This window comes from Halarchaeum nitratireducens (genome assembly GCF_017874695.1).
Lineage (GTDB): Archaea > Halobacteriota > Halobacteria > Halobacteriales > Halobacteriaceae > Halarchaeum > Halarchaeum nitratireducens.
In genome coordinates this window covers 1-13,081 of record NZ_JAGIKY010000014.1, presented here as the reverse complement: position 1 = coordinate 13,081, position 13,081 = coordinate 1, and the positions used below count along the sequence as shown (strand labels likewise).

The 13,081-nt window shown below is 56.5% G+C and carries 8 protein-coding genes; 3 read left to right on the top strand and 5 right to left on the bottom strand.

Features of this window, described 5'->3' with window-relative positions; genetic code table 11:
• Positions 1 to 14: 14 nt before the first annotated feature.
• Positions 15 to 3,653, bottom strand: coding sequence for a UvrD-helicase domain-containing protein (locus J2754_RS12995; protein ID WP_211087671.1), 3,639 nt, complete (start codon positions 3,651 to 3,653; stop codon positions 15 to 17).
• Between the two features lie 100 nt (positions 3,654 to 3,753).
• On the opposite strand from J2754_RS12995, the gene J2754_RS12990 reads away from it, so the two are divergent.
• Entirely contained in the window at positions 3,754 to 4,983 is a 1,230-nt protein-coding gene (locus J2754_RS12990) for an RNA-guided endonuclease InsQ/TnpB family protein (RefSeq protein WP_211087670.1), read from the top strand.
• Here the strand turns inward: J2754_RS12990 and J2754_RS12985 are convergent.
• Both J2754_RS12985 and J2754_RS12980 read right to left on the bottom strand, forming a co-directional pair.
• Positions 4,980 to 8,048, bottom strand: coding sequence for a PD-(D/E)XK nuclease family protein (locus J2754_RS12985; protein ID WP_211087669.1), 3,069 nt, complete (start codon positions 8,046 to 8,048; stop codon positions 4,980 to 4,982). The genes J2754_RS12990 and J2754_RS12985 overlap by 4 nt on opposite strands.
• Before the next feature lie 289 nt (positions 8,049 to 8,337).
• Positions 8,338 to 9,156: a DNA-methyltransferase gene (locus J2754_RS12980; RefSeq protein ID WP_211087668.1), complete on the bottom strand. Its 819-nt coding sequence runs from the start codon at positions 9,154 to 9,156 to the stop codon at positions 8,338 to 8,340.
• A gap of 167 nt (positions 9,157 to 9,323) precedes the next feature.
• Here J2754_RS12980 and J2754_RS16235 point away from each other — a divergent pair, with 167 nt between their 5' ends.
• Entirely contained in the window at positions 9,324 to 9,932 is a 609-nt protein-coding gene (locus tag J2754_RS16235) for a TATA-box-binding protein (RefSeq protein ID WP_245333031.1), read from the top strand.
• A 52-nt stretch (positions 9,933 to 9,984) separates the two neighbouring features.
• Complete coding sequence (locus J2754_RS12970) at positions 9,985 to 10,215, top strand: helix-turn-helix domain-containing protein (protein WP_211087667.1); 231 nt, start codon at positions 9,985 to 9,987, stop codon at positions 10,213 to 10,215.
• A gap of 2 nt (positions 10,216 to 10,217) precedes the next feature.
• Here J2754_RS12970 and J2754_RS12965 read toward each other — a convergent pair whose 3' ends face one another.
• Together J2754_RS12965 and J2754_RS12960 are read right to left on the bottom strand one after the other, a co-directional pair.
• Positions 10,218 to 12,026: a DNA methyltransferase gene (locus tag J2754_RS12965; RefSeq protein ID WP_211087666.1), complete on the bottom strand. Its 1,809-nt coding sequence runs from the start codon at positions 12,024 to 12,026 to the stop codon at positions 10,218 to 10,220.
• A 65-nt stretch (positions 12,027 to 12,091) separates the two neighbouring features.
• The gene (locus tag J2754_RS12960) at positions 12,092 to 12,784 is read right to left on the bottom strand and encodes a hypothetical protein (RefSeq protein ID WP_211087665.1); all 693 of its coding nucleotides are present in this window, start codon (positions 12,782 to 12,784) and stop codon (positions 12,092 to 12,094) included.
• Positions 12,785 to 13,081 lie beyond the last annotated feature (297 nt).

Genomic DNA, 13,081 nt, shown 5'->3' with positions numbered 1-13,081 from the left:
TCAGTAAATGTGGCTCAGGAGACGAGCTCCAACATAGAGCGAAGTTCAGATTCGATATCAGCCAGTTCACTCCGTTGCCACTCAAACCGTTCTTCCACCCCAACATCGGTAAACCGGAGTGAAGCACGTACCTGCCGGGCGGGATCGTGCTGGAAGAGCGCGAGAGCGTAGGCAAGCATTTGCGGCCGATAGTGGTCAGCGAGGGTATCAGTCGTCGTCGACGACAGATCGTTCGTCTTGTAGTCGATGATATGATACGCATCAGGAGTGACCAGAAGACGGTCAATATCACCCACTATGCGGGAATCATCAAGACGAGCGACAACTGAGTACTCGTCATAGGTCGCTTCGAGTGGGAGGTCCGCCTCAGTTTCATCGACGAACCGGATCGCATCCTGGGCATGGCTCACGGCCGCTTGGAGATCGTCATCCGTCGGTTCCTCGCTCCCCATACGACTCAATTGACGAATAAACGAGGGCCACTCTTCTCGTGGGGGACGGAGCTCATTGAGCCGATGGACAACAGTTCCAAAGGTGGTGGGACTCAATCCGACTGTCCCATCCCCCGACGTGTAGCTGTGTCCGTCTTCGGAGGCATCCGCAACAGCACTGACGAGGGTCGTCGCGGCAACGCGAACGGCAGCCTGACGTTCCGGCGGGGAAGGGACAGTAATCGCAGGGTCTAACTCTTCAGTCGGAGCCTCAGATTGCCATTCAACCGGCCGAGGTGGCGCCTGAATGGTGTATTGGGCATCACCAATTCGAGCGTCTGTAGCTCCATCGTGAAACGTCTCAGCGACTAGCTCATGGTCGTCAAACAGAATGGGCTGGAGCCAATCCCGCCATCGACTGGCGTCGTCGAAATCATCTGGCTCACCGAGTTCGATGTGGCCAGACTCATCGATATCGATGTCGTGTGTTCCACACAGCAGCAGGTGGTCCCGAGTTCGGGTACAGGCCACGTAGAGCAGTCGTTTGGATTCCGCACGCTCTTGCGGGAGCGAGCGACGATTAGCATATTCGTGGACTGCCGTCTTCTCGATTGAGAACGCATCGTTGGGGTGGGGACCACCCACGGCAGGAATCGGTGGAGCATCAGTCGTCCCCTCGACGAGGCGGACATAGCCGTGGTCATCGACGGACCGCCCGAAATTGAGGTCACTTCCGAGATCGGGAACAGTGACGATTGGGAACTCGAGTCCCTTCGCGGCGTGAATCGTCATTATCCGAACTCCCTCAACATCACCGGGAATGTCGGCCTCCCCCTCTCGGGGATCGATCTCGGCTTGGCGATCAATCCGATGGAGCAACCCGGCAGCAGTGTGAACACCGTTCTCGCTCCAAGTGCGAACCTGGTCGCGGAACTTCTCGACGTTCGCGACGGCCTGCTGACCGCGTTCGTCAGCACTCACACTCGCCAGATACCCCGTGTCGTCGATCACTCGGGACAACAGACGGTTCCACGGGAGGACGCCATCCTCAGACAGCGTCGCGCAGCCGCTAAGCATCCGCCACGTCGTGAGGAGGTTGAACGCGTCCGAGAGCTGTGGATCGTCCGTCTCGGCCAGCGCGTCCCACACTGAATCAGCCTCGGCAACTGCCGGTGCGAGGCGGTCATCGGTGAAGCCGAACAGCGGCGACCGAAGTACCCCATAGAGAGAGACGTCGTCCTGCGGATCGCCAAGTACCCGGAGTAGGTTCGTCAGCGCCTGGACCTCGGGCGTATCGTAGAACCCGACACCCCCAACGACAGTGTAGGGGATATCGTACTCCTCGAGGGCGCGCTGATACCGATCCAGATGAGTTCGCCGGCGGAGGAGGATTGCCGTGTCGTCCGGCGTGGCGTCGCGATGAGCACCTGTGTCGGGGTCTTGGACGGTCGGTGGATCGTCGAACAGGTGGGTCAGTCGGGCAGCGAGCGCTTGCGCTTCGGCCTCGATGGTGTGGTCGAGCGCGCCTTCGGCGACCGGATGGTCATCGCCGAAGAGTTCCGCCGCCGTGTCGGCGTCGTCGGGCACAGCGAGATACTCGACGCTGCCAGTGAGCCCCTCGATGTCCTCGATACGGTCGCGTTGTGTGGTCAGCGCCTGGGGTGGCGCTTCGTGGGGTTCGTGGGTGTCACCTTCTGGTTGGAACAGGTACTCGAAGAGCTCGTTCAGGAACGACAGCGGCTCGTCTAGCGTTCGGAAGTTCCCGGAGAGTTCGAGCGCGGTCGGACTCTCGGCGTCGCTGTCGGGGACGTCGTCGACCCCACGGGCTTCGTTGACGGTCTGGAGTTCCGCTCGCGCCGTCCCGAACGTCGTCACGTCGGCCCCACGGAATCCGTAGATGCTCTGTTTCTCGTCGCCGACCAGGAAGACGTTCGACGCCGTCTGCTCGTCGACGCCCGTGAGGAGCTTGACCAACTCCCACTGTCGCGGGTCCGTGTCCTGGAACTCGTCGACCATCACGGCCGCAAACTGCTCTCGGAGCCGCTCCGTGACGGCATCGTTCGCTCGCAAGAACTCGAGGGTTGTCTCGATCACGTCGGGGAAGTCGAGCGTATCCCGGCGGTCCTTTTCGTCGGTGTAGGTTGCGAGGACGTCGTCGAAGACCCGCATCAGAGCCAGCGCGTAGTGAGCGCTATTCGCTTCCAGTTCCCCTGGCGTCGTCTCGACTGCATCCGCGTGCGGTTCGACGGCATCGATGACCGTGTCGATGGTGTCTTTCAGGTCGTCATAGACGTCACCGTACTCACCCCAATCGTCCCGGTCACCGACGACGTACCCCGAACTGCTGTACAGGCCGCCGTTCTTCTTCTCACAGGCCTCGTACAGCTCGAGGATGGCCCGCTGACAGTCGCGGGGATCGCTTTCCTCCGGGTCGGCAGGGAGTGTCATCACGACCTCGGTAAAGGTCCGGTAGGCCCGAAGGCCGTCCTCGTCGGCGATATCGGCCTCGCGGTCGACGCGGTCCGCGACCGTGCGTAGCTGCTCAAGGAGTCCGTCCGCATACAGCGTCTGTCGAGCGTCGGCTGCGTCGAGATCACAGACGACCTCCCAGCAGACATCGACGTAGTCGTCGACCTCCGCATCACGCCACTCCTCGAGGACCGCCTCGCTCTGTGGGCGCTCATCGAGTAATCCAGCGAGTACATCGACCAGCTGGTCACGACCCCAAAGCTGAGCGAGGAGCGCGACGTCGTCATTGTCCTGGTTGCGTTCGAGGAACTCCGTCACGACTTCGCGTTGGAGTGTCGCAGCGCCGTCTTCGTCGAGCACGTCGAAGCCGAGCGGGACCGGAGCCTCGACGGCCCGTTCTCGCAAGAGCCGCGTACAGAACGCGTGAATGGTGTGGACGTAGCCATCCTCCAGGTCGTCGAGGACGTTTCGCCAGCGGTGGTAGGCCTCTGGTGAGTCGACAGCCTCGAGCCGGTCGTACACCTCCTCCCGAACGCGCTCGGTCAGTTCGGCAGCAGCCTTTCGCGTGAAAGTAATCGTGACGATGTTCTCCGGCGTGAGCGACGGGTTCTCGGCCAGTATCGTCACGTACCGCTCGGTGAGCGTTGTCGTCTTCCCCGTCCCGGCGCCGGCAGTGATCGCGACGTTCCGGCCCTGGACGAGCGCGTCCTCCTGTTCCTCTGTGAGCTGAATCTCCTCGGAGGCATCAGTCATAGATGGAGAAGGTGTAAGACAGCGGGTTACCAGTCATATTGCTCTACCATTTTCTTGCTGGACCGTATTTCTTATTCATCATAGAGACGCAATTGGTAGTATGGAGGTCCGCCGGACCGTCCAGGTCAAACTTGATGTGACCGACGAGCAGGCCGGCCTCCTTCACGAGACGATTGACGAGTTCCTGTGGGCAGCGAACTACGTCGTGGACGCAGCATGGGATGGGGAGTGGGCCGAGACTCGCTCATCGATCCTGCACGAGCAAACGTACGACGACGTACGTGAAAAGACCCGGCTTCACAGCAACCACGTCCAATCAGCCCGTGACTGTGCTATCGACGCGATTCAAAGTGTGGTTGGCAAGTGGTCCAAAGGTGAGTACGCCTCGTTGCCGACATTCACCTCACGATTTTGTGATTACAATCAGCGCAACGCCACGTTCCACAACGACCACGCTTCGTTGTCCACCGTCGACGGGCGCATCACGGCCAACTATGTCCTCCCTGACGAGGACCGAGACACTCCTCACACAGAGTACTTACAAGACGACGAGTGGGAACAGACCGGTGCAACACTCCACTACCGGCGGGGTGACTTCTACCTCCACATCCGAACAAAGGCGGACGTGGAAACACCTGAACCCGACGAGAACGGAACGGTTCTCGGCGTGGACCTCGGGGTCGAGAATATCGCCGTCACCTCGACGGGCGTCTTCTGGTCTGCTGACGAGTTGAACCATTGGCGACGGGAGTACGTTGAGCGTCAGAAATCTCTACAGGAGTGTGGAACGAGGTGGGCCCACGAAAACGTTCAAGCGGTCGGCCGAAAGAAGACAGGTCGGTTCGAGCAATCACTTCATCGCGTAGCAAACGAGCTGCTCGAAGAAGCGATCTCGAACGGATGTACGGTAATTGCGTTTGAGAATCTGACCGACATACGAAATCGTATTCCAAAGGCTCGACGGTTCCACGAATGGGCATTCCGTCAGTTGTTCAACTACGTTTCATACAAGGCCGAGGAACGAGGAGTTCAGGTTGAGCAGGTAAACCCGAAGAACACGTCTCGACGGTGTTCATCGTGCGGCTTCACAGACGAGTCAAACCGCCAATCGCAGGACACCTTTCGCTGTCAGTCCTGTGGATACGAGAACCATGCAGACTACAACGCGGCGAAGAACATCGGCTATCGACTCCTTCGCAACCAGACTGGGGGCGAAGGAGGCGCACCCGTAGGTGTGCGCTTGAACAGCGGGATGTTGAACGCGAACGGCTTACAGTCCGTACCAGATTCGGTTAGAGCGGGAGTCCACGCTGAAAGCCATCCAAGCTAATCGTTGGCTGACCTACCGCTCATCACCGTCTCGATGTCCTCGTCGTCGCGAACACGGAGCGGAACATACGCTGCGTCGTCCTTGTGAACCTCGTCGACGAACTCCCGCTTGCGGTGATGGCGGACATCGCACGCCCGACGGTAGTCACAGTATCGGCAGTTCGCTCCGCTGGCCGACAGAAGCGTCGTGTGGAACCGTCCGTTGCCGATCGCCTCGTCGATCTGGCCTAGCCACTCCGGGACGACATCGTTCAGGAAGCGACGGAGTTCGACCTCGGAATCGAACTTCGACTCGACACCGCGTGGAACCTTGATGTCGTTGGGCGGTCGAACCTGATAGTACGTCGCCGAGAGCGAGCCCTGTTCGAAGATATCACCGTCGACGACTTCGGCGGCAGCGAGCAGATAGATGGGGAGCTGGAACTTCGTGCCGCCGGTCGTCTTCGTCATATACGGTGCCCGTCCAGTCTTGTAGTCGTAGAGCGTGAGCGTCGGTTGTTCGCCATCCAAACCCACGTCAACGCGGTCTATGTATCCCCGAATCGAGACAGTCGAGCCGTCCGGTCGCTCAACCGTGAACGGCCCAGCATCCGAGTCGGGCAGCCCCTCGCCGAACGGGGCTTCGAACAGGTGTGGGCGGGCGGCGCCGTCCCGCGAGAGTTCGTTGTCGAGGAAGGTAGCGAACAACCCCTGTTCCGGTGCGTCGTGGGGTTTGCTCCCGGCCTCGTACGGAGCACTCTCGCCGTCACCCAGGCCCGCGAACAGCTCCGCCTTCCACCGTTCGTAGAACAGGCCGTCGTACTCGAAGTCAGCATCCCGGAGTTCTTCGACGGCAATCTCGCGAAGGTGTATCGCCAGGTCGTCCCGGTCGAACTCGGTGAGGTCGACACCATCTTCGGTTTCGTCCTGCAGATCCGCGAAAAACCGTTCGAGGACGTCGTGGACGTACGATCCGGTTTCGAGGGGCGTAGGGACGACCTCGACGTCGTCGGGATCCTCGATTCCGAGCACTTCGTCGGCGTAGAACTTGAACCCACACTCGACGTATCGCTCGATTCGACTCGCGCTGTAGGGTTCCCGCTCCGACAGAGGGTATACCTCATCGACCGTCTCGGGATCCAACACGCCGTCGTGTTCGGAGAGGCCAGTCGTTCCCCTGTTGTCCGCACAGTGGAGTCCCCGATCCGTGCGCTTGGTCTGCTCGGGGGAGAGATCACCTCGGTCGCCGGCGCGGCTGACTGCCGCACGCCGGTCGGCCGTTGCAGCGACATGCCGCTGTAGGTCCTCGCGGGAGCCCACGCGGTCGTCGACGCCATCTTCGGGTTCGATGCCGGTCACGCGCTGGAGTTCGTCGAGCACCGGTGACCGGACGACGGCGGATTCGTCGTCGCCCGTCTCTGGTGTGGTGATCGTGAGTTCGTCGACGTTCGCGAGGAGCGTCGCGAAGAGATAGCGCCCCCGGAGGCGCTCGTCGCCAGTGTCGAACCGCGGATGAGCGTCGGTCATCTCCTCGAAGAAGGCCGGGCGTTCCGGCGTTACCGGGAAATGCTCGCTCGTCAGGCCCACGAGGAACACCTTCTCGAACGAGCGCATCCGGGCGTCGAGCAGCCCCATCACCTCAACGTGGCCGCCAGCAGCGCGCTGTGGAACCCGAATCGGCACGCCATCGAACGCACGGGTGAACAGTGCCAACGGAGAGAGATCGCTATTGACCGCCGCCAGCGACTCGAACGAGGAGAGAACCTCGTCTACGAGGTCGTAGGCTCGCTGTTCGACGGCTTGCTCGGCGCCGCTGGCGTAGTCCTCCGTCGCCGCCTCCAGGTCGAATCGGTCATCCAACAGTCGTCGGAGCGTTTCGGTTGCGTCCTCGACGTCGCCTGTTCGGAGCGTCTCTAGCGTGGCCAGCAGCTCCTCGATCAGTGCCGCCGCCTGGTCGTCGACGTCATCGAGCAGGGGTGACACAGAAACCGTGTCACGCCGGCGAGCAGCTGCCGTGACGGAGTTGGCTTGGTCGGTGTCGACGACGTCAACCAGTGGATTCGCTAACAGGGACGTGAGGTCCTCAGCACGGGGCTCGGGTTCGGCGAGGTTCAGGAGATCGTGGACGACGCTCCCGGTGAACGTCCGGTTCAACTGTGAGGCGGCGGTCGTGACGTGCGGGATGTCGAACGTATCGAACGTGTCCTCGACGTACCCCGAATAGGCCTCAGTCCCCGGGACGACGACAGCCAGGTCGTCGGGATCGCGACCATTGGCCAACTCAGTCCGGAGCTCGCGAGCGACGAAGCGAATTTCGCGCTCGGGCGTCGGGAGTTCACGCCACCGGAGCGCGTCTGGAGCAGGGACAGTGTCCGGGTCCGGGCGGTAGAGCGACTCGGTGATCGTTCCAAAGGCCCGCCCTGACTCGTCGACGGGCTCGAGTTCTACTGTCTCAAAGTCAAGTGCGTCGTAGACCTCCAAGGCGTCCTCCGCAACGGCGTCGACTCCGCTCCGGCCATCCTGGTGGAGCGGCAGCAGTGCGAACATCGGAAGTTCGTCGACAAGACGTTCGATGAGTCGGCGTTCGACAGGACGGAACTCGTGATACCCGGAAAGGATGATGACATCCAGTTCCGGCGAGAACGCAGATAGTGACTGCTCCGCCGTCGCGACTGCGTTGAACATTTCCCCCCGGGTGCAGACCCATTCGTCGACGTAGTCGGCGTGGAGATCGCGGTAGTGGCGGTACGCGTCGACAGTGGCTTTCGCGATACGGTCCTCGAGAACGGAGCCCTCAAACTCTGCTGCCAATGCGTCGGGGGTCCCGACGCCGGCGTCGTCGAAGAGTGAGAAGCGGCTACTGAACGAATCAGCGAGGGCGGCCGAGGCCGGTTCGCCAGCAAGAGCGCCATCTGTTTCGGCTGTCGTTCTGTCAAGCGCGTACTCCGCCAACCGGCGGTTCAGCTGCCCGGAGAGTGGCTGGACTGGGCCGTGGAGATCCTCGTACCACTCCCGAACGACCGCGTCGAGCGTCTCGGCACGAAGACGGAGGGGTTCGTGGGACGCGGCCCAGCGGTCCTCGACCATACTCCGGCGAGCGTCGTTCCGCGTTATGTAGAGAATACTCCCCAGCGAGTCGGTGGCAATGTCATCAGCCCGCTGAAATGCCCGTCGTTCCAATCGGGCGTGTTTCGGGCCGGTGAGAAGCGTTGAATCCATCGAACACTCCCTACCAAGATATCGGTCTCACTTCACTCTTGGCGAGACTGACAGCTTAGGAGTGTCCTACTTTGTGTAGAAGATCAGCAGGTGACTGGTTGCGGACCACGCTAAAATCACTGAGATCAATATAAAACGCAAGCCAGATATTGATAATCTATTGGTGCTGTGGAAGAGTAGTCTGGCTTAATTTCTCTTCAATCGTATCTTTGTACTTCTCCTCGACCTCGTAGCCAACTGCTTTTCGGCCTGTATCCACAGCTGCTTTCAGAGCAGTACCGCTTCCGCAAAACGGATCAAGGACAGTATCTCCTTCGAACGAGAACATCCTAATGCAACGGTAAGGAAGTTCGTACGGGAATTTTGCCGGGTGATCATCATTGGTGTCCACACCGTCGAATTGCCAAGTTGGATCAGTCCACTCTCTCCACTCCTCTTTCGTAACCTTGGAGGCCTCCTTGACCTCTTTGTCTGGAAGCTCCCGCTTTGAATAGTACTCCTCACTTACCCATTTCCTGAATATTAGCAGATTCTCGTAGCTCCCTGCAAAATAGAGATTTGTTGGATGTGGATAGCTACCAAAGACGGTTCCACTGTTCCCGAATCTCTTTTTACACCAACGAACCGTCTCCATATAATCTATTCCAAGTTCCTCTAAAAACAGAGTCATTTCCTGTGTGAGCGGAAGACGCTGAAAACGATCGTGATTATCGACCGTCGTATAGGGATCCATCAAATTCAGACACAGCTTCCCGTCTGGTTTTAGAACTCTAAAGCATTCCTCAAGGACCGATTTTAACCCCTCTTTATATTCTTCGTATGATTCTCTGTTTTCCAAATTAGTTTCGTGGCTGCCGTAATTTTTCTCTTGATAGTAGGGTGGCGAGGTAACTATCGTCTGGACGCTTTCTTCCGCTAACTCACTCATTTCCTCCGACGATGTGAAATGTACATCGTATCCAGGCATGGAATCCATTCAGCATATAGATAATGGAGCAAGTTAACTCTGTCCATTCAGTATATGCTGAATGGAGTATTTGCAACCGAACCGCTATAGAAGTTCAGCCCACCGATAAAATCATACATCAAAGGCCCTCACTCCATGGAAAACGGTATTGTCCCTTGAAGTTCAACGTCTCATCAATGGATGAGACAATACAGGAAAACCGAATCTCCGAGGTAGAAATAGCGAATATAGTTGCTTCAGGTAAATTCGATGTCGAACTGGATTTGGCAAACGTTGCAGAAGATCTTCCCAACGCGAAAGGAATTGAGAGCGCGGAACACAGTCGTCGTAGCGGCAATAGACTTCTAATTCACTTCGCGGATCAAGAAACTCTCAGCATCTTAGCACCCAGCGGAGTATACATGTTCACAGGTGTCGATTCATACAATAAATTAGAATATGCCAAGAGCGAGTTATTGTCTGCTCTCGCCGAGTTGGGGATCATATCAAGCCCAAACCCTCCTTCCAAGGAGATTATAGATCCGTTTCAGGTACAAAATATCGTATGCACGGCAGAATTGAAGGGGCAAGAGGGCGTAAATCTCAATCAGTTAGTTATCAGCTTAGGACTGGAAAAGACAGAGTATGAACCAGAGCAATTTCCAGGACTCGTCTACAGGCCAGATAGCAGTAGCTGTACGGTCCTTGTTTTCTCTTCCGGCAAGATGGTTATTACCGGAATAGATGACAAGAAAACAGCTGAATTGGAGCTAGAAGGGCTTCAACAGGAATTAGATCTATCATAGAGCATTCGTGTATTCTTCAACGGTTTAATACTGTAGACGACTGAAGCCTTATATGATGGGGCGTGAGAGAGATGAAGAGACCGGAAAGTTCACCACCCAATACCAACGCGAAGACTTTCTTAATGCCTTGGAGGAGGGGGATTTTCTCGCTACCAGTGATGTGGCAGAGATAGTCGGATGTACCCAAAACTTAGCGTATCGACGTCTCAAAGAGCTTGAAAACGAGGGAGAGGTGAAAAGCAAAGAGATCGGGCGGTTTTTAGCTTGGCAAAAAGCCGACTGAAATTACTCCTCCCGCGGCTTCTGGAGGATAGTGACCCATTCACACTCAATAACACCGCCCTCATGCTTACGGCCTTGGAAGAGGTCACGGTTGGTGATAGAATCCCACGCCGATGCAACGAGTCGGAATCCTTCGTCTTCATCGAAATCCCCACCCGTGCCTTCGAACTTGCCGAGGTTCTGAGCGATGTCCGCGATGTATTTGTGGGAGTGGATGAGACGCTCTCCAATCGTGTTCTCCCCGATGACGAAGAAGTAGTATCCACCGGGTTTCAGGTGCTCGTATACCCGCGATAGGTTTTGCAGCATATCCTCTGCGAAGAATTTCCACGTGACATACGCTTTCCGTTCGGCCTCGTTATGATCAAGCGCGTGTATTGCCTCAATATCGTCGTCCAGATATTCGAGCCGTGTCTCGTTGAACTCCTCGGCACTCCCGGTCCAAACGCTCTGAAGTGTTGCAGGGAGCTCGCGGTTAACTTCACTCATTGATACCGAATTGGTCCCCACGATCGATTTGCGCAAGTCTGTGGCGTCGAACTTCTCGTCATCCTCAAGGAAGTCGTAGAGCCAGAAGAGGCGAAGTTTGGACCCACGGTAGTAATTCATCGCGTTGATGTAGGGTGGCGAGGTCACCGCAAGATCCACTTGCTCCTTGTATTCAGAGAAGTCGAAAGTACGGGCATCACCCAGCCGAATATCTACTTTGGCGGCGTGCGCGTTGTTCTCGTCGAGTGGCTTGCTAGATGGCTGGTCTTGGCTATTATTGAATCCCCCAAGCGTGCGTTGAATTGTTCCGCCGCTGTAATTTGTGCCGTAAATGTCGTTCCAGAGTTCGATGAGGTCTCCCTTTGTTTCGGCTATCTGTTCCTGATGAGTTTCCAGTATATCGGGGGGATGGTCACCCTCCTCGATTTTACGCCGCATCTTCTTCGATTTGTACGCCTTGGATACGCCGGGATCCGCGTTGGAAACCTCGAAGACAGTGTTTGCGATGAGGAGTGTAAGCCAACGGTTGATTCGGGTACGTAGCCCTTCGCGACCAAGGTCGTCAATAGCGGCTTGCTCCTGCTCGGAGAGTGATTCGAATGGGTCGAATTCGTCGCTTTCCTTGAACTCTGCCAGTGCCTTACGCACTCGTGTCAGGCCTTTAATTGCATCGGGCTCAAACCAATGCTCCTTCCCCGTCCTATCAAGGAATTCAGCGTCATACTCCTCGTAGAGGCGGTCATCTGTGTCCTTGAGAAGTTTAACAAGGTGATCTTCAGCCGCGTCAAGAGCAGATGGTGGAATTGGTGACGTGGCAACTTCAGAAACGAGTCTGGAGAGGGGATTAATTTCAACACCAAGATAATCACGCCCATTGACTTTCGCCTCCAGCCCCGTCGTTCCTGAACCTGAGAAGGGGTCCAGGACAAGGGGACGTTCACCATCCTCATTCTCTTGTGTCGTGAACCGTCGAATGATGTAACTCGGGATCTGGGGGATGAATATAGCGGGGTGCTTGTGAATCCCGTGCGTGAGGTATGTGGTATTTGGAATAGTCCGTCCGTCGTCAAGTTCGTTTGCTAAACGACGGAAATCCATTTCAGGATACTCATCGGGCTCTCCGGGGAATGCATACTCCACGTCCTCGCCTTTGGGAACCGGGCCGATGGGATACCCAAGTTCCCCACCAGGGACCTCACTCATCCCCGGGTTATCTTCGAACCGGAAATCTGGGTAGACACTATCTCCACGTTGAATCATCTCAATATCCCCATGTTGGGTATAAACATATGACCCCGCATCGGCGTGCTCTTCGTTACTCATCTATTCTGAGTAGCGCCGTCATCCCGTTTTAAGTTACGGATATAGGCCTACTCGATCACAGTTTCCTAAAAAGATTGGAACGTATCTTGTGTCTCCCCCACTTCTACATCTTCGGGGAGATCTCGGAGGAATTCACCCAGTCTCGCTGCGACAGGTGAGGGCACTGCGTACTTGTCTCCTTGTTTCACAAGTATACCGCCTTCACAGTCCGCCGTTCCATCCACCATCGAATCAAGAATTCGCGTTGGAGTCCGTACATCGAGTAGATTCCCTATTTGTGATTTAGTGGGGGCCTGACTCCAAACGATAGAATCATCATCACCTGCCGGAATACTTGTCCCAGTTTCTTCGTATTGGGTCATGTTGCGTACGATTCGGTAGATGTTTTCCTTCTTCGTTGTGTCCGAATCAAGGTCGAACAGGTACTCTTCGAATGTATTTCGAATCTCTGCGAGGTTCTCAGATGAATCATCAGTTGCTTCTTCAGGGAATCGGCGTAGGAATATCGGACGAGAAATCGTATCATAGAGGAGAACTTGAAGGGCCACGTCGCGAAGATATTGCTTCGCGTTGTCCCCAAATACCCATTCAGCCCACTGGTTATCTCGTTGCTCATCGTACGTCTCTGCTAAGGTTTCTGCAAAGGAGAGCATCTCGTCATCTATTTGTTCACGATCTCCAGCCTGAACGAGTTCCCGGAAATCGATGAGGCGACGAGTCAAACCATCGTTAGCGAGGATCATGTCTGCGATTTGCATCGCGTTGTTGCTCCCGTTTTCACTCATCTCATAGACTTTGTTCTCTCGTTCAGCTACCGAGAAACCTAACCAGAGGTCATCGGCTTCATTCTCACTAATTATCTCCCGGAGACTCGTTGGATTTTCGAAGTCATCAAGTGTGCCATCTGGTCCAAGCGCGTTAAGTGAGCCAGTGTATAGCGTGTTGAGATAGTTGTCTCCACATCCGTCTTTAGTTAAGCCTCACACCTCGGTTGTGTAGCGGTAGCGAGCGTCTCTTGTAAGATTGGTCGTCGCTTGTGGATCTTTTGAGCGTCT